The organism is Microbacterium sp. TW_SC_2 (assembly GCF_055361165.1).
Genome location: NZ_CM143952.1, coordinates 81,131 through 105,027 on the forward strand (window position 1 = coordinate 81,131; position 23,897 = coordinate 105,027).

Below are 23,897 nucleotides of genomic sequence, written 5' to 3' on the forward strand. Positions count from 1 at the left end.
GTAGGCGGCGTTTCGGCCCCAGATCCGACCGCGATCCGTTTTCTGACTGAATTGTGAACGGCAGGCACGGGCAACCACTCTTCCTGCACAGGTGCCGATTGTGCAGAGTTCCTCACCAGTGGCGTCGTCCGCCGCCCGAAGCACTCGTCGCTTTCGCAGACTTCTCAGATGATCGAGGAGAAACTCACCGTCCTTCAGCGGGCCGCTGCCGCGTATTCACCCGTCGCGTTCACACGCGCTGACCTGATCTCGGCGGGGATGTCGAGCCGCGCGATCGCCTCGGCGGTGCGGGGCGGTCACCTCGTGCATGTGCGCCGCGACCGCTACGTGCTGCCGTCCGCGACCGAGGACGTGGCCGAGGCCGTGCGGATCGGGGGTCGGCTGACCTGCCTTTCCCTGCTGGCGTCGATGGGGGTCTTCGTCCACCGCGGGATAGGGCTCCACATCGCGATCGCGCGGAACTCCTGCCAGCTGCGGCGCCCTCGCGTGCACCCGGTGACGCGGCACTGGAACACCGCGTCGGGGGAGGCGGCGCCGATACACGTCGCGCCGCTGATCGATGCCGTGCGTCATGCCATGCGGTGCCAGACCCCGCGTGCGGCCGTCGCGACACTCGACAGCCTCCGCCACGAACGTCTGCTCACTGCCGAGCAGCTGCAGCACGTCTTCGACGGACTGCCGGCGCGCTTCCGGCCGATCCTGGTCTTGGTCGACGGCTCTGCGGGATCCGGACCGGAGACCTTCGTGCGGCTGATGCTCCGTGCGATCGGCGTCGTGTACGAGACCCAGGTGTTCATCGATCGGGTCGGCTACGTGGACTTCCTCGTGAACGGGTGGTTGATCATCGAGTGCGACAGCAAGGAGTTCCACGAGGGGTGGGCGAAGCAGAAGCAGGATCGCGCGCGGGATCTCGAAGCCGCCCGCCAGGGGTACGTGACCGTGCGTCCGATGGCCGCGGACATCCTCGGCGATCCCGCAGCGGTGCAGCAGATGCTGCGGGAGATCATCGAGGCCCTCGGGCCCCGGGTGTCGGCGGCTCGGCGTTCACAATTCAGTCAGAACATGCGGTGACGGGCTGAAAGAGCCGTGTTCTCCGCGTTCAGGCCGCGAACGTCCTGAGTTGTGAACGCTGCCCGACGCCTCCCTGAGTCAGAGCGCGTCAGCGAACGCCTGGATCAGCCGCGCGGCGGGCTGGGAGTCGCTGATCAGCGTGCCGTGGCCGTGATCGGGGATCACCTTCAGCTCGGCACCCGGGATCTCGTCGATGATCTCCTGGCACCAGCTCATCGGGGCGAGGGGGTCGTCCTCCCCGCGCAGCACGAGCACCGGGCACGTGATGCGCGCGAACGCCTTCTCGGGCTGATGCACGATCGTGGCGCGCATCTTGCGGAACAGGTGCGGTCCACCGCGCAGGTACTCGCGCGCGCCGCGCCAGATGACCAGCGGCCGCTCGCCGACCAGGTCGGTCAGCAGGTAGCTCGCCTGGGCGCCGATGTTGCGCGCCGCCTTGTTGACGGTGGGTCCCGCCAGGACCACACCCTCGACGAGCGACGGATGCCGAGCGGCCAGCTCCGCGCCGATCTGACTGCCCATGGAGTGCCCGATCACCACGACCGGGTCGGCGTCGACGTGTCGCAGATAGGCGGCGACGAGGTCGGCGTGACGCTCCATGGTGAACGTGCGGGAGGGCTCGGGCGCCTCGCCGAACCCGGGGAGGTCGAGCGCGATCACCCGTCCGCGCAGGCGCTGCACGACGTCGAGGTACACGCTGCGCCCCATGCCGATGCCGTGCAGCAGCAGGAAGGTGCGCGGGCCCTCCCCGAAGGTCTCGGCGATCAGCATCGCTCCGGCGTGCTCGAACTCCAGGAGGGTGACGGGAGTGCCGCGGGGGGCGAGGTAACTGGATGGCACCTGTCAACGGTAGCCGACGCGGCTGGACGACCGCTCGGCTCGCCTCAGCCGGTCGGCCGCAGCACCAGGGTGTCGATCGTGGACGCGGACACGGCCGCAGACGAGAACGCCCACGGCTGCTGGATGCCGGCGGCCCAGTCCGCGGTCTGGTCCACGTAGTTCGCGTGGAAGGCGTGTCCGGAGGCGCCCGTGAGGTGGTTCCACGTCGAGTCGTCGAAGTCCGCGAGGTCGATGACCATGCGCATCGACGGCACCGTGGTGGTCGCGTAGCCCGATCCGATCGTCCAGCCCGTGGCGTTCACGACCGATGCGCCTCCGCTGACCGGGTAGGGGCCGCGGTTGAAGAGCGCCTCGACCGGTGCGATGCCCGACGACCCCAGCGTGTCGCTGGTGAGGGTGATCGCGTGCAGCGCGCCCCAGTTCCAGTGCGTGGAATCGGCGCCCTGCGCGGACGACAGCTCCGTGAACGCCTCTTCCGCCGACAGGGCGAGCATCTCGTCGCGGCCGGAGACGTCGATGCTCTCGTTGATCCACAGGGGGTCGTCCGGATCGTCGAGCATGGTCGAGACCACGGTGAACAGTCGCCCCTGTCCGCCGGTCGGCAGCGGCTGCTCGCGCTCCGCGAAGATGTTCCGCACCAGGTTCGACCACAGCACGTTGGCGTAGGCCGCGGCCGCGGAGGATGCCGTGTTCTGGGCGTCCCAGGTGCGCAGCAGCTCGACCGCGGCCGAGGGGCCGGCGCCCGTGATCTCGACGTCGTCGAGCGCGGTGGTCAGCTGCTTCCCGATCCACATCTCGCTGTCCATCTGGATCTCGCGCATGTCGTCCGCGGTGAGGGGCGCGACGGCCGACCGTCGCTCGATGAGGTGCACGATGCGAGCGGCCCGGTAACCGTGATCCCAGTCGCGGGACAGGAAGTAGGCGTAGTCGTCGCTGACGATCGCGTTGTTCGCCGTGACGATGTACCCCGAGCTCGGGTTGTACGACATGGGGAGCTCGTCGAACGGGATGAACCCCGTCCAGTCGTACGCACTGTCCCAGCCGGGCTGCGGCATCCACCCGTCGCCCGCGCCGCGGATCGGCAGTCGTCCGGGCGCCTGATACCCGATGTTGCCGGACGTGTCGGCATAGACCAGGTTCTGGGCCGGGACGTCGAACAGGGATGCCGCGCGGCGGAAGTCGTCGAAGTCCTGCGCCGTGGACAGCGCGAAGATCGCGGTCGCCGCCGTGCCGGGGTCGAGCGCGGTCCACCGCAGGCTGACGGCGTACTCGGAGTCGGCCGTGGCATCGCCGGGCGGCACCGGAGCGGTCGGCGCATCCGCGGTGAGTCCGGGGAGCGGATCGTCGGCGATCGCGGTGAACTGATCGGTCAGCCCGGAGATGACGGGGCCGTGGGCGGTCGAGCGGATGGTCAGCTCGATGTCGTCGCCACCGGCGACCTTGATGGTCTCGGTGGTCTCGGTCAGCGGCACCAGGGTGCCGTCACGCCAGTACTGGTCGCCTTCGATCTTCTCGATGTAGAGGTCCGACACGTCGGTGGTGAGGTTGGTGAACCCCCACGCGATGGTCTGGTTGTGCCCGATGACGATGCCGGGGAGTCCGGAGAACGAGAAGCCGGCGACGTCGAACGGGCAGTCCTCGTCGACCGTGGAGCACTTCAGCTGCACCTGGTACCAGACCGAGGGCAGCGAGGCGCCGAGGTGCGGATCATTGGCGAGCAGCGGCATCCCGCTCTCGGTCAGCGAGCCCGAGACGACCCAGGAGTTCGAGCCGATGCCCTCGCCCATGTCGCCGTTCAGGATGCCGGCGGCCTCGACGACGCTCGCGGTCTCCTCCCACTCGATCGTGGTCGCCGCCTGCTGCAGGTCGGTGTTCTGCGCCTCGGGAGAGACGGTCGAGAGCGCGGCATCCGCGTCGGTCCCGGCGGCCGGCGCGGTCGAGATCTTCGGCACGATCACCGGGTTCTCGTCGAACGGGTAGGCCGGGTAGAGCTTCTCGAGCAGGGCGGTCGTGTCGGACTCCGGCGCGGCCTCGGTGCCCGCGGCGCTCTCGAGGTCGGCTGCGAGCAGCGCGCGTTCGGTCTCGTCGACGACGTTGCCGCGCAGATCCCACGCCATCGCCTTGAGCCAGGCGACCGAATCCGCGGGCTCCCACGGCTCGGGCGTGTAGTCGGGATTCTGCATGCCGATCACGGCATATTCGAGCGAGAGCTCGGCGCCCGACCGCGAGGCGAGGTAGGCGTTCACGCCATCGGCGTAGGCCTCGTAGTAGCCGAGGGTCGTCTCGTCCATCGCCGCGACCTCGGCCTCGGCCACCGCGCGCCAGCCCAGCGTGCGCAGGAAGGCATCGGTTCCGGCCTGCGAGGCACCGAACATCTCGGCCACACGACCGGAGGTGACGTGCCGGCGGAAGTCCATCTCGAAGAAGCGGTCCTGCGCATGCACGAAGCCCTCGGCGAAGAACAGGTCGTCGGTGGTGTCGGCCGTGATGGTCGGGATGCCCTGCGCGTCGCGCTGCACCGTGACCTCGGCGGTCAGCCCCTCGATGTCGAGCGATCCGGAGGTCTGGGGGAAGGATCGCTGGATGGTCCAGGTCACGAAGAACGCGGCGGCGACCGCGACCACGACGATCGCGGCGACCACGAGGAACGCGATCCGCCCGATGCGGACGCCCAGCGAGGGGCGCGAAGGGACGGTGATCGTCTGCGAATCGGTCGTCATCGTCGAGGGCGCTTTCGGGGTAGTCCGGTGGGACTCAGTTCCACTGAAGTCCGGAGCGCGTTTCGGGTACGCGCTCTCGCATCCTATACACACCTGCGTCCGCGCGGGGCGGTGATCGCCCCGCGCGAGGATCTCACCCGATCAGACTCGGCTGCAGATCGCGCAGCGTGCGCCGATGCGTCATACGTGTGACTCCGAGCATCGCGAACAGCAGGGCGCCGACCAGCCACATCCCCAGCACCGCGATGTCCCACCCGGCACGGCCCATGCTGCCGCCGTACATCAGCTGACGCATCGCGTCGACGACGTAGCCGAGCGGCAGCACGTGATGCAGGGCGGCGAGCGGGGCGGGCAAGGTCTGCCAGGGGAACGTGCCTCCGGCGGTGACGAGCTGCAGCACCATCAGGACGAGTCCCAGGAACTGCCCGACCGACCCGAGCCACACGTTCAGGGCGAGGATGATCGCCGCGAAGGTCGCGGAGGCGAAGACCATGACCCCGAGCGTGCCGACAGGTTGGTGGAACGTGAAGCCGAGGGTCAGCGCGAGGATGCCCATCAGACCCACCATCTGCACCGCCCCGAGCATCGCCGGCGTCATCCAGCCCGCGAGCGTGATGCGGATCGGCGAGTGCAGGGCGGTGATCGCGCGTCGGGAGATCGGCTTCACGATCAGGAACAGCGCATAGATGCCGATCCACGCCGACAGGGCCGCGAAGAACGGAGCCAGTCCCGCGCCGTAGTCCTCCGCCGAGGCGACCTTGTCGCTCGAGACCTGCACGGGATCGGCGATCGTGTCGGCCTGCAGGGTGCGCAGTTCCGGGGTGGACGCCGGGATCTTCTCGACGCCCCCGGCGAGTCCGTCGCGCAGCTCGGCGGTGCCGGAGGCGAGAGTCTGCAGGCCGTCGCGCAGTTGCGCGGCACCGCTGTTCGCGGCGGATGCTCCCGTGGCGACCGTGCCGGCGCCGCTCGCGAGCGTGCCGGCGCCGGTCGCGAGGTCCGACGCACCGGAGGCGACGGATGCCGCGCCGGCGGCGAGCTGGTCGACCTTGGCGACGGCGCCCTGCACCTGGGCGTTGCCCTCCTGCAGGCGGGTGCCGAGCGGATCGAGCTTCGCGAGGACCTGATCGACCTCTTCCGGGGTGAATCCCTGCGCGGTCAGCGCATTCGCGATGTCCGTCCGCACCTGGGGCAGAGCGTTCGCCGCCTGTTGGACCGCCGTGCCGGCGCGGTCGGCGACGTCGGCGAGCTGCCGGTTGCCGTCACTCACCTGCTGCGCGCCGGTCGCGAGCGTCTGGGCGCCCGTCGCGAGCGTCTGCGCTCCGGAGGCCAGCTGAGCCGTGCCGTCGGCGAGCTGGGCCGTGCCGTCGGCGAGCGTGGTGCTACCGGATGCGGCGGTGTCGGCGCCGTCGGTCAGCTGCGTCGCGCCGTCCGCCGCGGTGACGAGATTGTCGCGCACGTCGCTCAAGCCCGTGAGCAGCCTTTCCGCGGCCTCACTGCCGACCATCTCCGCCACCGAGCTGCGGATCTTCTCGACCGCCTGGGTGCCCATCGACGACGCCAGGTAGTTGTTCGCGTCGTTGGTCTCGAGTTCGATGCCGGCGCGATGCGGGTCGTCGCCCGCGGCGGAGGTCAGGGCGGACGAGAAGTCGGCGGGGATCGTCACGATGAAGTCGACGCTCCCGTCGCGCAACGCGGCGGCTGCTCCGCGCGCCGTCATCCGCTGCCAGTCGAACGCGTTGCCCTCGATGAGGTTCTCGGCCACGTCCTCGCCGTAGTTCACGGTCTCGCCCGTCGGCGCCTCGTTCCCCGTGGTCGGGGTGGGCGCGCCCTCGTCGGCGACCACGAGCGCGACCGGCACATCGGGGAACTTCGCGTAGGGATCCTGGTTCGCCCACAGGTACAGACCGCCGTAGAGGATCGGCACGCACACGAGCGCGATCAGCGCGATCACGCCCATCCGACTGGCGGTGAGGCGCCGCAGCTCGGCGGCGATCATGGAGGGAACCTTCATCGTGCGGCTCCGTTCGCGGTGGGATCGTCGGCGGGGGTGGGTTCGGGCTCCGTCGCCGGTTCGGGGGTCGGTTCCGGTTCCGGTTCGGGGGTCGGTTCCGGTTCCGGGGCCGGGGTGGGTTCCGGTTCGGGGGTCGGTTCGGGTTCCGGTTCCGGTTCCGGTTCGGGCTCCGTCGCCGGTTCGGGCTCCGGTCTCCGGCCGGGACGTGCAGCGGGCTCGACAGGGCCCGAGGCATTGACGGCGCCCAGTTCCTGCATCCGCTCCAGGCGACCGCCGCGGATCCGCCCACGATCACGAGCATGGCGTAGCCGCGGTCGGCGAACTCGCCCGCGATGCGCCACCAGCCGTCGGGGCTGCCGCCGTGTCGGTCCGGGGACACCAGCACGATCCCGTCGACCCCCTCGCGCAGCACCTCGGCTCGACAGGATGCGCACGCGTGCGGCGGGGTCGACCGCGCCGATGGGCACCGACGCCAGCTCGTGGAAACCGAGCTGTGCGAGCCACCGTCGTGCATGCAGCGGGGTCGCGCCGAGTCCCGCGAACATGAGCTCCTCGCCCACGACGCCGGCGAGGGTGATGTCGGCGTGCGGGTCACTGGCGTCCACATTCGACGACGCGATGCGTCGGCGGATGTCCTTCGGGTTCCGGGCACCGTCGATCGTGACGCGGCCGGTGTCGGGTCGCATCCGTCCACTGGCGATCAGGCCGAGCACGGTCGGACGCTGCTCGGTCTCGGCGAGGGCGAATCACCGCACGGCGCCGGTGTGGAACTCCAGGCTCAGGGGCGGGAGGGCCCACTCGCCGTCTCTTCGCTGACCTCGTGCAGGGCGATCCTCATACGCGGGCCTCGCTCGCGGGCGTCATGGCAGGGTCGAGGATCTCGGGTGGGCGCCCAGCAGCTCGTCGGCCTCCTGCCATGAGAGGCCGGCGATCGACAGGACAGCGCGCACCGCGACATCCGCCGCGCCGGGTGCGGCGGCATCCGTCCCGGTGACCACGCCGCGGGCCATCTCCTCGATCAGGCGCGCGAGTGCCGGGGCCGGGATGTCGGCGGAACGCGCCTTCCTCCTGGCCGCGCCGGGTGAGGTCGGCGACCGTCCGGCGCAGGGGAGCGAGCGCCTCGCCGGTGCTGATCGACGTGCGTCTCGTCGAGGGCCAGCGCCGCCACGACCTGCACATGCGAGGCCCTGCCAGTTGGGAGGCCAGGTGCGCCAGGGCGATCCGCGCGTCGGAGTCGGACACCGCGACGGCGATCGCGTTGAAGCGCTGGGCGCCGTGGGCGATGAGCTCGCGGATCAGGGCTTCGCGATCGCCGAAGTGACCGTACAGGGTGCGGCGGGAGAGGCCGGCACTGCGCGCGATGGTGTCGATCGAGGCGTGCGGGTCGATCGACAGTGCGGCACGGGCGGCAGACAGGATGCCGAGGCGGTTCTCGACGGCATCGCGGCGGGAGCGCGGGAGGTCATGCCTTCATGATACTTATCATGCACAGACATGTGCAAGATACAGAGGTGGTTTCACAGGGTCGCGCGCGCTCCCTGTTCGCAACTCAGTCAAGAACTCGTTCCGCCGCGTTCGAGAGGTTGCGGGCCTCGAACGGGGCGAAAAGACTGAATTGTGAACGGCGAGGCCAGGCGCCGGAGACGACGAAGGGGCGGATGCCGCAGCATCCGCCCCTTCGCTCTGCGGTGATCCGAGCCGGCGGCGTGCTTATGGGTGCCGGAATCGAAAGCCGCTCCGGGACGCCGTGTCGACGGCATCCGCGAGGGTCTCGTTCCACGGCCTCGACCGATCCCGTGATCTCGCCCGACTCGCCGGCGGTCACGCGTCCGACCAGCTCGCCCGTGGCGCCGCCGATGAGCCCCAGGCCCGCGTACTGCTGAGGCGGCGCGAGCGCGAGTCGGCGATGTCGAGGTTGCGCATGGTGAGCTGGCCAATGCGGTCGACCGGGCCGAACGCGGCGTCGCCGACGCGCTCCATCGAGAGCTTCTCAGGCCCGTAGGACAGGTTCGAGGAGACGGTGTCCGTGATGGTCCAGTCGTCGCCGCGACGCAGACGGATCGTCACCGAGCCCGAGATCGTGAGGCCGACCCAGCGCCTATCCACTCGCGCAGCATGAGCGACTGCGGATCAAGCCAGCGTCCCTCGTACATCAGGCGGCCGAGGCGGCGGCCCTGCTCGTGGTAGGTCGCGAGGGTGTCCTCGTTCAGGATGCCGTTGACGAGCCGCTCGTACGCGATGAAGAGCAGCGCCATGCCCGGCGCCTCGTAGATGCCGCGCGACTTCGCCTCGATGATGCGGTTCTCGATCTGGTCGCTCATGCCGAGGCCGTGGCGTCCGCCGATCGTGTTCGCCTCCTTCATTACCAGGGCGACGGGGTCGCTGTACGAGGTTCCGTTCGATCACGACAGGGCGGCCGGCCTCGAAGGTGACCGTGACGTCTTCCGACTCGATCGCGACAGAGGGGTCCCAGAACTTCACGCCCATGATGGGGTCGACCGTCTCGAGTGAGACGTCGAGGTGCTCGAGCGTCTTGGCCTCGTGCGTGGCGCCCCAGATGTTGGCATCGGTCGAGTACGCCTTCTCGGCGGAGTCGCGGTACGGGAAGTCGCGGGCGACGAGCCAGTCGCTCATCTCCTTGCGTCCGCCGAGCTCGGTGACGAAGTCGGCGTCGAGCCACCGGCTTGTAGATGCGCAGGCGCGGGTTGGCGAGCAGACCGTAGCGGTAGAACCGCTCGATGTCGTTGCCCTTGTAGGTGGAGCCGTCGCCCCAGATGTCGACGCCGTCCTCCTTCATCGCGCGCACGAGCAGCGTGCCGGTGACGGCGCGGCCGAGGGGCGTGGTGTTGAAGTACGTCTTGCCGCCGGAGCGGATGTGGAAGGCGCCGCAGGAGAGGGCGACGAGACCCTCTTCGACCAGGGCGGTCTTGCAGTCGACCAGGCGCGAGGCCTCGGCGCCATTCGAGCGCGCGCCCGGGGATCGACGCGATGTCGTCTTCGTCGTACTGGCCGAGATCGCCGGTGTACGTGAAGGGCACGGCGCCCTTCTCGCGCATCCAGGCGACGGCGACGGAGGTGTCGAGTCCTCCGGAGAAGGCGATGCCGACGCGCTCGCCGACGGGAAGGGACTGGAGGACCTTGGACATGCTTCCCAGTCTATCCGCGGGCGGCGTGTCGCCCCGTGCCGCATGACGCTGCTGACTTTTCCCTCTCGATGCCTACCGGCCCCCTTTTGTCTACCGGCCCCTTTGTGCGCGTTCATAAGGGGGTGGCTCGCGCACAAAGGGGTGGGTCGGCATCTCGGGAAGTGGGGAAGTGGGGAGAGTAGGCGCACGAGGGAGAGTGCGCATGGGCGAGGCAGTGCTGTGGGGGTCGGTGGCCGCGGCACCCCTGTTGATAGGGGCCGTGCTCGCGATGCTGCGGAAGTGGCCGCCGCGCTGGCTCGGGCATCGTGCTGGGTTTCGGCGCGGGCGCCCTGATGGCGTCGATCGCGTTCGAGCTCTGGGAGGAGGGACTCGCCCTCGCCGGCCCCATCCCGCTGGTGGCCGGGGTCGCGGCGGGCGCGCTCAGCTACTACGTCGCCGCGCGCATCCTCGATGCCCGAGCGGCCGCGAAGAAGGCGCAGGTGGGGCGGCGGCCAGCTCGCGGTCGGCGCCCTGCTCGACGGCATCCCCGAGCAGCTCGTGCTCGGCATCGGCCTGGCCTCCGGCGAACCCGTCAGCGTCGCCCTCGTCGTCGCGATCCTGGCGTCGAACCTCGCCGAATTGATCGGTTCGGCATCCGACCTGCTCGAGAGCGGCATGGCCAAGTCGCGCGTGCTGCTGCTGTGGGGCGGTGTCGCCGTGGTGTGTGCTCTCGCCACGATCGCCGGGTTCCTGCTGGCCAGCGCGACAGGTGACGAGTTCCGCGCCGTCGCCAGCGGATTCGCCGCCGGCGCCCTGCTCGCGCACGCCGTCGACTCGATGGTTCCCGAGGCGCAGTCGAAGGCGAAGGAGTCGACCGGCCTGGCGACCGTGCTCGGATTCGCGCTCGCCTCCGCCCTCGCCCTCAGCTCCTGAACATCGGCCCCGCACCCGACCCCGGCGACACCGGCCTCGCACCTGCCCGCCAGTACCCGGGGTACTCCTGGAGCGTCTCCTCGAACTCCGCACGGTCGGCCTCGCTGGCAGCACGGCGCTGGCGATCACCACCAGCTGAAGTCCCTCGAGCGGCTCGCCCGTGCGCGCACTCTGCGCCTCGCGCGTCACGCGGAAGTCCCCGCCGGGATCGTTCGACAGGTCGTACATGTTCGCGTAGAAGCGCAGCGGGTCGGGGTAGTTCTCGGTGCAGTATTCTCCCACGTGTGCTGGGTGCGGGGGTCGTCGGTGCCGTAGAGCTTGGCGATCATGGACGGATCGAGACCGGAGAGCTCCGGATCGTTGAAGCTGTAGAGGTCCCAGAGCCCGCGTTCCACGATCACCTGATTCACGACCGCCAGCACCGCGAGCTTGCGGCTGTAGCCCTGGATCGGCTCGGTCGTGGCCCACCCGACCGACGCGTATTCGTACAGCATCGACTCCCCGCCGTAGCCGTTGCGCTCGGGCCCGCAGGTCTTCCTCACCCAACCTGCACCCACGTGTAGCCGAACTTCTCGGTCACCCGCGCGCGGATCTCGGCGAACAGGCCGTCGGCATCGGCGCGCACCTCTTCCAGCGACTGCTGGTTCAGCACGTCCTGGGGGTCGGTGCCCTTGATGCCCGGGTAGGCCTCGCGTGCTTCTGCTCATCCGTCTTCGCCCCGTCGTAGTTGCCCGAGGCCGACGTCTGCAGGCGCTCATGCCGCCGACGGTCGCGACGTTGAACAGGATCGTTCGCGATCAGCGCCACCGTGCCCAGGCGTCGTCCTCGCGGGGAGAGCATCGCCGCGACGATCACGCCCACGACGACCAGCTGCAGGGGCGAGCATCGTGACGCCGTAGAGCACATCGGTGCCCCCCGCGAGGAGGGCGCCGAAGAGGATCAGCACGAACAGGATGCCGGTGACCAGGGCGATCCAGCCGATCGCGTTCGAGGAGGTCTTCTCCTCCGGGCCGTCCGGGCCCGCGGGGTCGATCATCGGAGCCGGCCTGACCGCCCCGGCTGGGCGCCGGCACGCGACGCGCTCCCCGGTACCCGCCCGGAGGCGGCACGGGCGGCGCGCCCTCGGAGCCCGCGATGAGCGTGCCCGCTGCTTCTCGTGATCCATCACCATGGCCTGTCCGTCCCGGATCCGCCCGGATCGTCGCCGTCCTGCTGCTGGTCGCGCTCCTGAGTGCCCTGGTCGAGTTTGTCCTTCAGGCTCCTGCAGCTTGTCATCGGACGGCTGCGGCTCCTCCTGCTCCTCGGGCTGCTCCTCCGGCGGAGGCTGCTGCTCCTGCTGCTTCTCGGTCAGGCGCTGTTCGGTGTCGTCGAGGGTGTCGCTCATGTCGCTCGGGTCGGAGGACTGCTCCTGCGCTTCCTCGCTGCGGCATTCCTCGGGCGTCTCGATCGTGATCGTGAGGGCCTCGTCGAACAACGCCGCGGCTGCCGTGCCGTCGCCGTCGGCGCGTGCCGCATCGCCCATCCGCTCGATCACGAGAGCGAGGTTGATCCGCACGCCGCAGACCTCCAGACCGGAGGCGAGGCCCAGCGCCTTCTCGAGCTCCGCCCGGGCCTCGGGCAGCCGCTCGGCCCCGGCGAGGGCGGTGCCGACGTTGAACGGCGCCTTGTACGGCTCGAACCCGTTGAGGAACTCCTGACCCCGCGCCGCGGCCTCCGAACCTGCGTAGTCGTCCACCACGTACGCCGTGATCGCCTGATGCGCGAAGGCGTACATGCTGAGCAGCTTGCCGACGAAGAGCAGCGCGACCAGAGTGAGGGGCAACGTGCCGATCGCTATCGAGCGACGGATGCGGCGGCGACGGCGATTCGACGCGAGCAGCGCGGCGGCGGCATCGTTCTGCGGAGTCACGATGCACCTCGCTCCGTCGGTGCCGTGGGCGCCCTTCGTCTCGCTGCGCTCGCTCAGGGTGGGGCCGCCCGGCGCGCGGAGCTGACGGAGGCGGGCCACGAGCATCGTCGCGCGGGCCAGCTCGATGCCGAGCAGCGCGACGATCACGAGCGCGGCGATCCAGTACAGCTCGATGACGTTGCCGACCTCGCCCGATTCGGCGTAGCTGGTCGTCGTGGCGGCGGGCCTCGGGAGCGCCGGAGGCGTGTCCGCCGTCCGGAGTTCGTAGACGATGCCGAGCTGCTCGGCCACGGCCTGCAGGTTCGTCGTCGATCGTCGACAGGGCGTCGGAACCCTCGTACTCGATGTAGCCCTCGTCGCTGCCGCCCGACGGTCTGACGCCCCCGCTCGTGATCCGCACGGGGCCGCCCTCGCGGTGCCGTAGCCGAAGCGGCCCCGGCATCCGTGTACTTCGCGCTCTCTGTCGAAATTCACTCCGGTGGCGAGCTGACGGTTCGCTCGCCGTCGCCGAAGTAGAACACCATGCGCGATCGATCCGGCGATGCCTCGGCGGCTGTGGCGAGCGTCTCGGCGACGAGGGGGGCCGCGATCCCGATCGAGCTCCCTCGCGACTGGCTCGTCACCTCGGGGCGCAGCACCCCGAGGGAGCCGACCAGGGCCGTGGTGTCGGTGGTCAACGGCATCCGCAGTTCCGCCGCGGCGTCGAAGGTCACGAGGGCGAAGCGGGCGCCGGGGTACTCCTGGATCAGCGCCGCCACGTCCTCCCGCACGCCGTCGAGGCGCGGACGGTCGTCGTCCCAGTCCTCCGCTGACCACGCTCGCCGTCGTGTCGACGACGAGCAGGATGTCGGTGTCGGTCGCGAGCGTCTGGGTCGCACCGCCCGGGATGCCGGGGCGCAGCAGCATCACGAGGCAGGCCAGCACCATCACGAGCCGCAGCGACCAGAGCGTGCGGTGCGCGCGATGCGGGGACGCGGATGCCGGGGCGCCGGCGCTCGCCGCCGGACGCGGCGGACGCACGATCACCCAGACGACCAGCGCGAGCACGGGCGCGAAAAGCAGGAGGAGCAGCAGGGGGTGGAGGACGGGCTGGAGGATCACAGTCTCACCCTCCACAGCACCACGATGAAGGCGAGGACGCCGGCCAGGAGCGCGACGATCCAGAGGTTCGGGGTGTCGGTCCACACGATCTGGGCCTCGCCGCGCAGCTCGGTCGCATCCTGCTCCTGCACCTGCGCCACGATGTCGGCGACGGTCGTGGTGTCGCGCAGACCGAAGGCCGCACCGCCCGTGGCCTCCGCCGCGGCCGCGAGCTCGGCGCTGACATCGGCGTCCTTGCCCTGCACGGGGTTCAGCGCGAACACGCGGACGTCCGTGGATGCCGTGCGAACGCCGCGGCCTCCTCGAGCGACACGATCGACGCGCCGTTCACCTCGTTGTCCGTCGCGAAGATCACCGACCGCGAGCCGCTCGTCGTCGGGACGGTCGAAGCCGAGCGTGCAGGCGGCGAGCCCGTCCCCGATCAGCGAGGCGCCGTTGCCGTTGAGGGTGCCGACCCAGTGCTCGGGGATCTCGTCGACGTAGTCGAAGCTCTGCATCATGCTCTCGAGGTGACCGCGGATGAACTCGTAGTCGTCGGTCAGCGGGAAGATCTGCACGGGTGAGCTGTTGAAGATCGTCAGGCCGATGCGCTCGCCCTCGAATCCCTCCAGCAGCTCTTCGAACACCGAGAGCACCTCGACGTCGACCTCGGTCATCGATCCGGACACGTCGAGGCAGAGCATGATGTCGCGGCTCGTGTTGACCGGCTGGATGGTCTGCGACGACATCGGGCCGCGCCTCACCACCGGCGGCGATCGTCGAGACTGTGGCGATCGCGATCACCCCGGCGAGGGCGACGACCCGGCGCGTGAGGGCGGTTCGGAGGTGGGGAGCGCGCGCAGGCGTTCGGCCCGGGCGACACGGGCGGCATCCGCGGCGTGCGGGTGGCCGTCACGTCGCAGACCGAGGAACAGGCCGATCGCGATCGCGACGACGGCGACCCCGATGGCGACGAAGAGCACCCAGAGGTTCGCTAGTGCCATGTGCGCACCACCGTCCGTGCCGCTTCGGCACCGGCGAGCGGGTCGATCGCGGGGCCCTGCCGGAAGATGCTGGGGTAGTAGTGGCGACCCATCGCGTCGAGCAGCGCGGGTGGACCCCGCGCGCCCGCAGGTCTTCGAGCGAGAGGACGGGCGCCTCGAGGCCGCTGTACTCGTTCACGAAGGTGCGCACCACGCGACTCAGTTCGAGGTTCGCATTGCGCGGCGTCAGGCGGCGCTCGCGGTAATCGGTCTCGATCCGCTGGATGCGCTCGATGTACTCCGTGCGCAGCTGCGAGAGCACATCCTCCGCGAGCGGCTGCGGCTGGCCCGCGTCGCCGGTGTCGCCCACGCGTTCAGGCCGCGTCAGGACGACCACGGCAGCCAGGCGGCGGCGATCAGGAGCAGCAGGATGCCGATGGCCAGCAGCATCCATCCCCAGCCGTACTGCGCCGGGGGGTAGAGCTCGTCAGAACCGGGCATTCGACCTCCGGTTCAGCAGGGTCAGCAGCTGCGAGACGGCGTCGTCCTGTCCGTCGAGCGCGGCATGACTGATCTCCATGCGCGTGAGCGTCTCCGCCAGATGCGCGGCATCCGCCTGGGTCTGCCGGGTGAGCCTCCTGCACGATGCCGAGGTCGCCCGCACGAAGTCGGGCACCTCCCAGAGGCTGTCCACGTCCCGGCGGGTGCGTCCGGTCGCGTGGTCGAGCACCGGTTCGGCGTCGCGGACCGTGAGCCACAGCACGTCATGCTGCACGCGCAGTCGGCGCAGCATCCGCTCGGTCTCGGTCGTGATCGGTGCCTCGTCGGTGACGACGACGACGATCATGCGGCGAGAGATCGTGCGGGTGACGTACGAGAGCAGGGCATCGCGGTCGCTGGGCGCGGAGCTCTCGTCGATCGCGCGGTCGATCGTGCGCAGGGCGTGCTCGAGCGCGCCCTCGCTGCGGCCGGGGGCGAGACGGCGCACGCGCGACGCATCTCCGTAGACCGCCGTGAAGTCGTCGCCGTGGCGCAGCGTCAGTACGCCGAGGGCGCCGGTGGCGAGGATCGCAAGGTCCTTCTTCGACCGTTCGTCGGCGGCGAGGGTGGCCATCGACCTGCCGCGTCGACCACGAACAGGATCGTGTGCATGCGGGTCGCGCGGGAGCGCTTGACCAGCGGCGTGCCCAGGCGCGCCGTCGCACGCCAGTCGATGTCGCGCACCTGGTCGCCGTACTCGTACTTGCGCAGGTCCTCGAAGTCCAGACTGCGCCCGTGCAGCAGCGATGCGTAGGCGCCGTCGAGCGCGTGCATCGAGGTGCGCGACGAATGGATGAAGAGCTTGCTCTTCACCTGCGCGATCAGACTGGCCATGGCTCCCTGGTCCTGTCGAAGGGGTCGGAGGGAATCAGGGCGTGGGCACGGCGGCGAAGATCTGGTCGATGATCTCCTCGCGGCGGATGCCCTCGGCATCGGCCTCGAACGTCAGCAGCACGCGGTGGCGGAGCACCAGATGCCGCAGTTCGCGGATGTCCTCGGGCAGCACGTGCGAGCGGCCCTTCAGCAGCGCCAGCGCGCGCGACGCCTGCAGGAACGCGATGCTTGCGCGCGGGCTCGCGCCGTACTTGATGAACCGGGCGCGGTCCTCGCCGATGTAGGGCGCGGGTTCTGGGTCACGTAGGCGATCGACATGGATGCAGTCTCTTGCGGATGGCCGGGTCGACGTAGATGCGGCTCGCGACGTCCTGCATCAGGCGCACGTCGTCGAGGGACACCGCGCCCGGGACATGCCGGTCGGGGTCGAGCACGCCCGAATCGATGCGGCCGAGGATCTCGAATTCTCGGCCGGGCTCGGAGACTTCACGATCTCCTTGAGCAGGAAGCGGTCCATCTGCGCCTCGGGCAGTTCGGACGCGCCCTCCTGCTCGATCGGGTTCTGCGTCGCGATCACGAGGAAGGGCTTCGCAGGTGGTGCACCTCGCCGCCGATCGTGGTCTGTGCTCCTGCATCGCCTCGAGCATCGCGCTCTGCGTCTTCGCGCTCGAGCGGTTGATCTCGTCGAGCAGCACGAAGTTGGCGTGCACCGGGCCGAGCACCGTGCGGAACGAGCCGGTCGCGGCATCGTAGATCTGGTTGCCCGTGATGTCGCTCGGGAGCAGATCGGGCGTGCACTGGATGCGCTTGAACTGCGCGCGGACGGTGTCGGCGAGGTGCTCGCGGCCGTCGTCTTGGCGAGGCCGGGGACGCTCTCGAGCAGGATGTGGCCGCCGGCGATCAGCGAGACCAGCAGGCTCGTGCGCAGGCGCTCCTGCCCGATCATCTTGGCCGAGTACGCGTCGGAGATGATCGTCAGCACCTCGCCGGCGCGGGCGAGCTCGGACGCGGTGGGCGCGTCGCCGGCCACCGGCGTGGACGGGGCGGCCGGTCGCGCGGCGGGAGGTGCGGCGGCGGGAGGTGCCGGGGGCGCGGGCGGAGGGGGCGGTGCCGAGTCCGTCTGCCGGTCCGACGCGTAGGGCTCGTTCATCTGGTGGCTCCCTCGATCCTCCGGGGGCGCACAGCACGTCCAGCCCCCGCGAACAGCGTAACCGCATCGGCGCGAGGCGGAGCGACCGCCCCCGCGGCATGACGACGAAGGGGGAGCCGCCCACCGGGGCCTCCGTTGCGGCTTGCGGTTGCGCGGACCGCTATCGAAAGCCGCAACATATCGGTATACATAGCTCATACCCAAACGATGAGATCGCTCCCACGAGGGGGTGGCCTGATGACGGTGCGGGGTGCGCTCGACGGCGTATGAATCGGGCGGAAGGCGGGAATCATGGGCGATTCGCAACTGCGGGCGAGACTCGGTCCGCTCGGCGAGGGGGCGGTGCTCGGAGAACGCGTCTTCGAGACCCTGAGCGATGCGATCGTCGAGGGACGACTCGCCCCGGGCGAGCACATCAGCGACAAGGAGATCGCCGAGGCGCTCCACATCTCGCGCACCCCGGCGCGGGAGGCCCTGCGTCATCTGTCCTGGCTCGGTCTGGTCGAAGTGCTGCCCAATCGGTTCACCCGCGTGAGCGTCGTCGGCCACGACACGATCGCGCACACCCTGGAGTTCGCTGGGATGCAGGCGGGTGTGGCGATCCACCTCGCGATGCAGCGGATGGACACCGAGGCGCTGCAGCAGGCGATCCACCTGGTCGACCGCGTCATCGCCGCCTCCGACGTCGACGATGAGGCCGGAGTCCTGATCGGGGCGCGCGCGCTCATGGTCTTCCTGACCCGGCAATCGGGCAACCCCATCTTCGCCGAGGCGATGGAGGCGGTGAATCTGCTGGTGACCCGCAACCTGCGGACGGCCCGGATCGTCCTGGGGTCGCCGGATGCCCGCGCGACGTCGTATCGCGCGATGCGTGCGGCGATGCTCGCGGGCGACGCCGGCGCGGCGGAGCAGTTCTTCCGCCGGCAGTACCGCGCCACGGTGGCCCTGTTGTCACAGGAGAGGGACCAGGCGCTGCCGGGAGATCGAGGACGTCACGCGGGCGCTCAGCGGAATACCGATATGTAGCGTGACCGGGGCGCGGGTTTCGCCTCCCGCGGGGGAGCGAGGGCCCGCCCGTCGTCCTATCGTGAAAAGGTCGGCGCGAATTCAGGACGCCCCCGTTGTCCTGTCTCGACGGTGTCGGCATGGAGGACTCATGCGTGTTCGTCAGATGCTGGAGCGTGCGCGCCGCGACCGACGTTCGTGGTGGATCGGTGCGTTGATCGCGGTCGTCGCGATCGGTGCGACCGGCGCCGTGGCCTACGCGGTGCAAGCGCCGACGATCCTGTCGGCGTCCGACACCGCGCCGAAGCCCGGCGCCTCCGGTCCGACTTCGGCCGGAGAGCCGACACGGCGGCCGGTCGGTGCGCCGGGGTCGGAGATGGTGACCGGCCGGACGATGCCGACAGGCACGCCGACCCCGACTGCCACTCCGACGGCGTCAGCGGCGCCCGATTCTCCCGTGCCGTCCCCGGAACGCGGCCCGAAAGCAGGCGAGACGGCCCCGGCGCCCGGCGCCCCGCCTGCCGCTCCGGCTCCGCCCGCAGCCCCTCCGGCGCCGGTCACCCCGTCCCAGCCCGTCGCGCTCTCCGGTGACGCCGCGATGGCGGCCGAGGTCGTGCGTTTGGTCAACATCGAGCGGGGCGATGCGGGCTGCGGACCGGTGACGGCCACTGCGGTGCTCGAGCAGGTCGCCCGGGCGCACAGCCAGGACATGGCCGATCAGGAGTACTTCAGCCACACCTCTCTGGACGGACGCTCGCCCTGGGATCGGCTCGAGGCCGCCGGCTACTCCGACGGGAGCGGCGAGAACATCGCGGCGGGGCAGGACACGGCGCAGGACGTGATGACCAGCTGGATGAACAGCGAGGGCCATCGCGCCAACATCCTCAACTGCGACAGCGCCACGGTCGGGATCGGGATCGCCCACGGCGGCTCGTACGGCATCTACTGGACACAGCTGTTCGGCCGCTCCTAGCCGGAGGGCCGTCGTCCCCACCGCATCCGCGTGACGAGCACGCCGAGCAGACACAGGGCGCCACCGAGGAACATCAGCGGCGTCGGCACCTCACCCAGGATCGCCCACGACATCAGGATCGCGATCGCCGGTACCACGTAGGTCGTCGCCGAGGTCTGACCGGCCGAGCTGCGCTGCAGCACATACGCCCAGGTCGTGAAAGCGATCGCGGTGGGGAAGATGCCGAGGTACACGACCCACAGCGTCGCGTCGAGCGGTGCGGTCTGCAGGGCGCCGACGAGACTGCCGATCCACGGCAGCAGGGCGACCGTGCCCGCGACGGCGCCGAGGAACGTGAGCGTCGTCGCATCCGTCCCGGCGCTGAGCAGGCGCTTCTGCAGCAGCGTGCAGCCGGCGTACATGACGGCCGCGAGGAGGGCGAGCAGCAGGCCGGTGATGTCGGGGCCCTCGTTCGTCGACGAGTTCATGCCGATCAGCACCACGCCGAGGAACGCGATCGGAGCGCCGATCACGAGCGGCCGGGGGAATCCCTCGCGCAGGAACAGACCGCTGAAGATCACGACCATGAGCGGGGCGAGATTCACGACCATCGCGGCGGTGCCCGCGTCGAGCGTGCGTTCGGCGGCGTTGAGCGCGAGGTTGTACACGCAGAACCAGCCCACGCCCCACACGGCGACGAGCCACCAGTGCCGACGCTCGGGAAGGCGGATGCCGTGGCGCACCGCGATGATCGCGAGCACCACGCTGCCGACGCCCATGCGCAGCAGGGCCAGGGCTCCCGGGTCGTAGTGCGGGCCCGCGCCGCGGATGCCGATGAACGCGGACGCCCAGAGCACCACGGTCACGAGCGCCGCGAGGAGGACGAGCGGCCCCTGCGTCTTCGGGGCGGCGGTGGGCATGCGGACGCCCGGGTCGCCGGGTACGGCTTCTGACATCCTCCGATCCTGGCATCGGGGTCGGACATTCCACGACCGGCCGAAGCGCCAGCATCCGTCGCTTTTCCGTCACGGAGAAGCCGTGATGACTATCGAGCCCGGCGCGTCGCCTCGCCAGGTGCAGAATATCGGACGAGCTTCAGACTTCGGCCAGATGCGGCCCGACCGCAGATGAGTGAGAGTTCTCCGATCTCACGCTCCTTTCATACCGTCAAGTAGGCCTTTCGGCGGACAGACAGATTCGCAGACGATCGATAAAGTCTGCTCTGCAAGCCGCCGACACATGTGGAGATACTCGCGAAGTTCCTCTCCGACGAGAACGGGAAGTCCCTCAGCGGGAACATGATCAAACTGATCTGTCCCTAGAACCAGGATCGAAGAATATGTCGTACGACCTCGAGGTGTACGGGCGGTCAACGCTCACATCCCACCAGCTCCGGGAGATGGTGGATGCACACGGCCTCGCCGCGAGCGGACAGCAGATAGCGTCGCGCCCCGCCCCCGTGATGCTGACATCGGCGGCGACCTTCGTCTACGCATTCACATATTCCGGGCCGCACAGGATCGAGATCGATGATTTGCCGCACCGTCACCGGCGCAAGCTTGAGGCGATGAAGTGGCTCTACAGAATCACCGTCGAGGGTGGCGAGGTTCCACCGTCTCAGGCGATCGTGTTCGCGCAGCGCTTGGCCGAGCAAGTCGATGGTGTCGTAGTCGACCTGCAGACTGACATCTCCGCTGAACCCGAGGTCGAAGCGGTCAGAGTAGGCACCGCCAGGTACCTTCACTTGGAGTGGTATTTCCAAAGCGATGGCGAGTCGACTTCTCTCCTCTCGGACTACATCGCTGCATCGAGAGATTTTCTCCCTGTGGCGCTGCCAGCACTATTCGGCACTCATCATCCACTGTCGGAGAGATTTCGTGAGGTGGGTGAAATCGGGCTTATGGAGTATTACAGGCGCGAGTGCTCCGCAAGCCAACTGTTTCTCAAAGGGAATGGCCCGCTCGTGCGTGGCAGTGTGCCGGAATGGTCGCGGAGCTTCGTCAAGACATTTGCGCTCGTTTTTGACCTCAACGCCTCCCCGGCATTGGCACCCGCTGACCTGGAGTCGTTCTTCGTAGATGTAGCCCAGAAGAGTCGGAGCTTCTTCGGCTGTGCCGAGGTGAATGACAGCCGGGTCTTTACCTCGGTGCCGTCGAGTCCGTCCGGGCGTTGGCCGGGACTTCCGCGGATCCCGCAATGGATGACATGGTACTCCACGGAGTACGCGCTCCTGGTTGAGCCCTACCTCAACGGCCGCAAGAGGTCTGTGGATGGCGGCGTAGTCCACCTGTGGGCCGATACTCCTGAACCGGCGCTCCAGATTGCGTCGCAAATCGAGCGAGCACCATGGGTCCCGGAGAAGCTGCTTCCTCAGCAGAAGGACTCAGAGCGCAAGCTCCTGGCGACTTCCGATGCCCGTGTCATGCCGGTATCTCTAGGAGGTTCGCCTCGCGGGCGAACGTTCCTGGATCGGCTGTTCGGCGAGAAGCCGAGCGAGTAGCTGATAAGTACGACGACTTTGTCAACCAGCTCAACTGATTGGGTGAAACGTGCAGTTCTTGACACTTCCCGACCTTCGAATCGACGAAGCTTCCCCCGATGCAGTGGGGGGCACTCGTCGTCACCTTGGACGAGATTGCTTTCTTCGCGAATGCGATCTCGCAATCGCGCCTGGCCATCGACGATTGGGAGTTCTCATCGCTGGTCGGAATGAAGCCGGGCGAGGCTGACCAGATACGGGAGGCGCTCGTTCATGTATTCCGCACACACCAGCCGCCGCAAACATAGCGGCTCAGTCGAGGACCTGCGTTTTCAAGCCGCATTCGCGCAGACGCGCACACACCCGTCACGTCTGGCCTGAACAGGGGCTGCGGATGGCCACGTGCGCGACCGGATGCGAAATATCGGGTAGCTACTGTGCCTTCGATAGCGTGGCGGAGGCAACCGGCGAATGGGGAGAGATGTCGTACGACGTGGAAGTGTATGCGCAGCGAGCCTTGACGGCGCGTGAGCTGGTCAAGACGGTCAAGGCCGACAGAGAGCTGAAGGCGAAGGGTGATCGCGCGACCGGCGGAGTCGGTGAGGTCGAGTGGAAGCGCTCCGGCGAGCACTGCTTCACCGTCGACGGGCCGATGGACGTGGATTCGAGATGGGTCCCCGATGACTGGACCGGGAGCACCCCTCCGACGGTGTTCTACAGCATCCAGGTCCCGTACATCGTGGACACCTCGGCCGGCTTCTCCTTCGAGGCGGATCCGCGGCAGCTCTCGGCGGCACTGAGTTTCGCGTCACGTCTCGCCGACCGGCTCGACGGCCTGGTCGTGGACCTCCAGGCGTGATCGGCACTGGTCGGACCCTCTTCTCGCGGGGTCGCCTGCAGGAGTTCCTCGCTCGGTTCACAACCTGAAGGAGCAAGCCGATGTCTTATGACGTCGATGTGTACGGGAAGGTCTCGCTGACGGCGCGAGACCTGGCGAAGGTGGTTTCGACGGTGCGTGGTCTGAAGGCCGAGGTCGATCGGCGGTCTCGGACGATCTCATCCATCGTGCACAAGCGGACCGGTGAGACGGCGTTCGAGCTCGACGGGCCCGCGCAGCTCGAACCGGAGGATATCCCGGAGGGATGGACCGAGGTCTTGGGAGCGACGGTGCTCTACAGCATCCACGTCTCGTATGACGTGCGGACGGGAGCCGGCGGGTTCTCGGCCACCGTCGAAGAGCCGAATCTGACCGCGGCGACGGCTTTCGCGGCACGGTTGGCGGAGCGCGTCGATGGCACCGTGATCGACCTGCAGACGTATGAGCCATCGGTGCCTGCAGCAGTGCCGGAGCCTGAATCACCGAAGACACGCTTTCTGCACCTGCAATGGCACCGCCTGCGTGACGACTCGAAGGATCTCGCCGAGATCTATCTCCGCACGGCCCGAGAGTACTTCCCGCTCGCGGTGCCACCGCGATTCGGCACCTACGAGCCGCTCCAGGGTAAGTTCCCCCGCGACGACGACTCGGCATTCGCATCGATGTACCGCGAGAAGTGTCAGATCGGGAGTCTGCTGCTCTTCGGCAAGCCGATCGAGTCGGGGTCGATCGGCGACTGGACAAACGACCTGTGGAAGCGCACCCAGTCAGTTCAGCTGACGTATGACCTCGACCGGCTGAGAAAACTGAAGGCGCTGGAGGACATCGAGCCTTTCTTCATTGCGCTCGCCGAGCGAGCCGGCTGCTTCTTCGCCTTCGCCGAGGTGAACACGAGCCGTTATGGTGATTCGCTACCCTTCATGGATGTCAAGCTTCGTGAGCCGTGGAGCGGGTTGCCGACGGCTCCGCAGTGGCTGACCTGGTTCGGCCCGGAGTACGCCGAGCTGGTCGCACCGCACCTCGATGCCGCGCGTATGACGGCGAACTCGCGGGGAACTCTTCACCGCTGGACGGAGCATCCGGCCGAGGCGGATGAGCTCCGACGGCTGAGCGGGGAGCCCTGGATCTCTTCTGAGTTCCGCGGGGCCGTCGACCCCGACCAAGAAGGTCGTTGCAGCAGAGCCGCAGTAGTGATGCCGGCCTCTTTGCGATATCCCGCGCCCGATTCGCCGCAGGCGCGGCGGATCGAGGCGTTCTACGCCAGGATGCGGGAGATCGAGGCCAACGCGCGCAATCGCGCGGAGGAGGCGCGACGACGATGACCGCCGGCGAGGATCTGTTCGGCGGAGACGAGCACGTCTCACCTGCAGGCGTTCCTCGACCGGTTC

At 68.9% G+C, this 23,897-nt stretch carries 20 protein-coding genes and 3 pseudogenes; 7 read left to right on the plus strand and 16 right to left on the minus strand.

From position 1 onward, the window contains the following. Positions 1 to 168 precede the first annotated feature (168 nt). Positions 169 to 1,071 (plus strand): endonuclease domain-containing protein, encoded by a 903-nt coding sequence (locus ACWA14_RS00410; RefSeq protein WP_463795469.1) that lies wholly within the window; start codon positions 169 to 171, stop codon positions 1,069 to 1,071. A 78-nt stretch (positions 1,072 to 1,149) separates the two neighbouring features. On the opposite strand, the gene ACWA14_RS00415 is transcribed toward ACWA14_RS00410, so the two are convergent. The 7 genes and pseudogenes from ACWA14_RS00415 to argG all read right to left on the minus strand — a co-directional run. Further along, positions 1,150 to 1,911, minus strand: a complete 762-nt coding sequence (locus ACWA14_RS00415) for an alpha/beta fold hydrolase (protein WP_463795470.1) — start codon at positions 1,909 to 1,911, stop codon at positions 1,150 to 1,152. Positions 1,912 to 1,955: 44 nt separating this feature from the next. Continuing rightward, positions 1,956 to 4,631, minus strand: coding sequence for a penicillin acylase family protein (locus tag ACWA14_RS00420; RefSeq protein WP_463795471.1), 2,676 nt, complete (start codon positions 4,629 to 4,631; stop codon positions 1,956 to 1,958). 133 nt (positions 4,632 to 4,764) lie between these two features. Then, complete coding sequence (locus ACWA14_RS00425) at positions 4,765 to 6,642, minus strand: YhgE/Pip family protein (protein ID WP_463795472.1); 1,878 nt, start codon at positions 6,640 to 6,642, stop codon at positions 4,765 to 4,767. Beyond that, positions 6,639 to 7,355 (minus strand): hypothetical protein, encoded by a 717-nt coding sequence (locus ACWA14_RS00430; protein ID WP_463795473.1) that lies wholly within the window; start codon positions 7,353 to 7,355, stop codon positions 6,639 to 6,641. The genes ACWA14_RS00425 and ACWA14_RS00430 overlap by 4 nt, the downstream gene beginning before the upstream one ends. A 147-nt stretch (positions 7,356 to 7,502) precedes the next feature. Continuing rightward, positions 7,503 to 7,652 carry a hypothetical protein gene (locus ACWA14_RS00435; protein ID WP_463795474.1) on the minus strand — a complete coding sequence of 50 codons (150 nt, stop codon included), beginning with the start codon at positions 7,650 to 7,652 and terminating at the stop codon, positions 7,503 to 7,505. Between the two features lie 334 nt (positions 7,653 to 7,986). Further along, positions 7,987 to 8,061 (minus strand): annotated as a pseudogene (locus ACWA14_RS00440) (TetR/AcrR family transcriptional regulator); the annotation flags it as partial. Between the two features lie 296 nt (positions 8,062 to 8,357). Further along, positions 8,358 to 9,788: pseudogene (gene argG, locus ACWA14_RS00445) on the minus strand (argininosuccinate synthase); the annotation flags it as partial. A gap of 450 nt (positions 9,789 to 10,238) precedes the next feature. Here argG and ACWA14_RS00450 point away from each other — a divergent pair. Then, a complete protein-coding gene (locus ACWA14_RS00450) occupies positions 10,239 to 10,700 on the plus strand; it encodes a ZIP family metal transporter (RefSeq protein WP_463795475.1) in 462 nt (153 codons plus the stop codon). 185 nt (positions 10,701 to 10,885) lie between these two features. Here ACWA14_RS00450 and ACWA14_RS00455 read toward each other — a convergent pair whose 3' ends face one another. From ACWA14_RS00455 to ACWA14_RS00490, 8 genes and pseudogenes are all read right to left on the minus strand, one after another. After that, the gene (locus ACWA14_RS00455) at positions 10,886 to 11,242 is read right to left on the minus strand and encodes a hypothetical protein (RefSeq protein ID WP_463795476.1); all 357 of its coding nucleotides are present in this window, start codon (positions 11,240 to 11,242) and stop codon (positions 10,886 to 10,888) included. Between the two features lie 212 nt (positions 11,243 to 11,454). Continuing rightward, positions 11,455 to 12,900, minus strand: coding sequence for a hypothetical protein (locus ACWA14_RS00460; protein WP_463795477.1), 1,446 nt, complete (start codon positions 12,898 to 12,900; stop codon positions 11,455 to 11,457). Between the two features lie 179 nt (positions 12,901 to 13,079). Beyond that, positions 13,080 to 13,379: a VWA domain-containing protein gene (locus ACWA14_RS00465; RefSeq protein WP_463795478.1), complete on the minus strand. Its 300-nt coding sequence runs from the start codon at positions 13,377 to 13,379 to the stop codon at positions 13,080 to 13,082. A gap of 327 nt (positions 13,380 to 13,706) precedes the next feature. Next, complete coding sequence (locus ACWA14_RS00470) at positions 13,707 to 14,438, minus strand: VWA domain-containing protein (protein ID WP_463795479.1); 732 nt, start codon at positions 14,436 to 14,438, stop codon at positions 13,707 to 13,709. Between the two features lie 51 nt (positions 14,439 to 14,489). Continuing rightward, positions 14,490 to 14,693 carry a hypothetical protein gene (locus ACWA14_RS00475; RefSeq protein WP_463795480.1) on the minus strand — a complete coding sequence of 68 codons (204 nt, stop codon included), beginning with the start codon at positions 14,691 to 14,693 and terminating at the stop codon, positions 14,490 to 14,492. 466 nt (positions 14,694 to 15,159) lie between these two features. After that, positions 15,160 to 15,786 carry a DUF58 domain-containing protein gene (locus ACWA14_RS00480; protein WP_463795481.1) on the minus strand — a complete coding sequence of 209 codons (627 nt, stop codon included), beginning with the start codon at positions 15,784 to 15,786 and terminating at the stop codon, positions 15,160 to 15,162. Next, entirely contained in the window at positions 15,711 to 16,046 is a 336-nt protein-coding gene (locus tag ACWA14_RS00485) for a DUF58 domain-containing protein (RefSeq protein WP_463795482.1), read from the minus strand. The genes ACWA14_RS00480 and ACWA14_RS00485 overlap by 76 nt, the downstream gene beginning before the upstream one ends. 34 nt (positions 16,047 to 16,080) lie before the next feature. Beyond that, positions 16,081 to 17,196: pseudogene (locus ACWA14_RS00490) on the minus strand (AAA family ATPase). A 291-nt stretch (positions 17,197 to 17,487) separates the two neighbouring features. On the opposite strand from ACWA14_RS00490, the gene ACWA14_RS00495 reads away from it, so the two are divergent. Both ACWA14_RS00495 and ACWA14_RS00500 read left to right on the plus strand, forming a co-directional pair. Further along, positions 17,488 to 18,222, plus strand: coding sequence for a GntR family transcriptional regulator (locus ACWA14_RS00495; RefSeq protein ID WP_463795483.1), 735 nt, complete (start codon positions 17,488 to 17,490; stop codon positions 18,220 to 18,222). Positions 18,223 to 18,352: 130 nt separating this feature from the next. Continuing rightward, positions 18,353 to 19,174: a CAP domain-containing protein gene (locus tag ACWA14_RS00500; protein ID WP_463795484.1), complete on the plus strand. Its 822-nt coding sequence runs from the start codon at positions 18,353 to 18,355 to the stop codon at positions 19,172 to 19,174. Here the strand turns inward: ACWA14_RS00500 and ACWA14_RS00505 are convergent. Continuing rightward, positions 19,171 to 20,109 (minus strand): DMT family transporter, encoded by a 939-nt coding sequence (locus tag ACWA14_RS00505; RefSeq protein ID WP_463795485.1) that lies wholly within the window; start codon positions 20,107 to 20,109, stop codon positions 19,171 to 19,173. The genes ACWA14_RS00500 and ACWA14_RS00505 overlap by 4 nt on opposite strands. Before the next feature lie 383 nt (positions 20,110 to 20,492). On the opposite strand from ACWA14_RS00505, the gene ACWA14_RS00510 reads away from it, so the two are divergent. The 3 genes from ACWA14_RS00510 to ACWA14_RS00520 all read left to right on the plus strand — a co-directional run bounded on the left by ACWA14_RS00510 (position 20,493) and on the right by ACWA14_RS00520 (position 23,831). Continuing rightward, on the plus strand, positions 20,493 to 21,653 hold the full coding sequence (locus ACWA14_RS00510) for a hypothetical protein (protein ID WP_463795486.1): 1,161 nt from the start codon (positions 20,493 to 20,495) through the stop codon (positions 21,651 to 21,653). Positions 21,654 to 22,113: 460 nt separating this feature from the next. Next, the gene (locus ACWA14_RS00515) at positions 22,114 to 22,491 is read left to right on the plus strand and encodes a hypothetical protein (RefSeq protein WP_463795487.1); all 378 of its coding nucleotides are present in this window, start codon (positions 22,114 to 22,116) and stop codon (positions 22,489 to 22,491) included. A gap of 80 nt (positions 22,492 to 22,571) precedes the next feature. After that, positions 22,572 to 23,831 (plus strand): hypothetical protein, encoded by a 1,260-nt coding sequence (locus ACWA14_RS00520; protein WP_463795488.1) that lies wholly within the window; start codon positions 22,572 to 22,574, stop codon positions 23,829 to 23,831. The last annotated feature ends 66 nt before the right edge of the window (positions 23,832 to 23,897 follow it).

What these genes read in the sequence shown, in the direction of transcription:
- ACWA14_RS00425 (WP_463795472.1), bottom strand. Translation starts at nt 6,642, where the DNA reads ATGAAGGTTCCCTCCATGATCGCCGCCGAGCTGCGGCGCCTCACCGCC.
- ACWA14_RS00480 (WP_463795481.1), bottom strand. Translation starts at nt 15,786, where the DNA reads ATGGCCACCCTCGCCGCCGACGAACGGTCGAAGAAGGACCTTGCGATC.
- ACWA14_RS00520 (WP_463795488.1), top strand. Translation starts at nt 22,572, where the DNA reads ATGTCTTATGACGTCGATGTGTACGGGAAGGTCTCGCTGACGGCGCGA.
- ACWA14_RS00500 (WP_463795484.1), top strand. Translation starts at nt 18,353, where the DNA reads ATGCGTGTTCGTCAGATGCTGGAGCGTGCGCGCCGCGACCGACGTTCG.
- ACWA14_RS00450 (WP_463795475.1), top strand. Translation starts at nt 10,239, where the DNA reads ATGCCCGAGCGGCCGCGAAGAAGGCGCAGGTGGGGCGGCGGCCAGCTC.
- ACWA14_RS00435 (WP_463795474.1), bottom strand. Translation starts at nt 7,652, where the DNA reads ATGGCCCGCGGCGTGGTCACCGGGACGGATGCCGCCGCACCCGGCGCG.
- ACWA14_RS00495 (WP_463795483.1), top strand. Translation starts at nt 17,488, where the DNA reads ATGGGCGATTCGCAACTGCGGGCGAGACTCGGTCCGCTCGGCGAGGGG.
- ACWA14_RS00475 (WP_463795480.1), bottom strand. Translation starts at nt 14,693, where the DNA reads ATGGCACTAGCGAACCTCTGGGTGCTCTTCGTCGCCATCGGGGTCGCC.
- ACWA14_RS00510 (WP_463795486.1), top strand. Translation starts at nt 20,493, where the DNA reads ATGTCGTACGACCTCGAGGTGTACGGGCGGTCAACGCTCACATCCCAC.
- ACWA14_RS00410 (WP_463795469.1), top strand. Translation starts at nt 169, where the DNA reads ATGATCGAGGAGAAACTCACCGTCCTTCAGCGGGCCGCTGCCGCGTAT.
- ACWA14_RS00515 (WP_463795487.1), top strand. Translation starts at nt 22,114, where the DNA reads ATGTCGTACGACGTGGAAGTGTATGCGCAGCGAGCCTTGACGGCGCGT.
- ACWA14_RS00505 (WP_463795485.1), bottom strand. Translation starts at nt 20,109, where the DNA reads ATGTCAGAAGCCGTACCCGGCGACCCGGGCGTCCGCATGCCCACCGCC.
- ACWA14_RS00420 (WP_463795471.1), bottom strand. Translation starts at nt 4,631, where the DNA reads ATGACGACCGATTCGCAGACGATCACCGTCCCTTCGCGCCCCTCGCTG.
- ACWA14_RS00470 (WP_463795479.1), bottom strand. Translation starts at nt 14,438, where the DNA reads ATGTCGTCGCAGACCATCCAGCCGGTCAACACGAGCCGCGACATCATG.
- ACWA14_RS00485 (WP_463795482.1), bottom strand. Translation starts at nt 16,046, where the DNA reads ATGGCCAGTCTGATCGCGCAGGTGAAGAGCAAGCTCTTCATCCATTCG.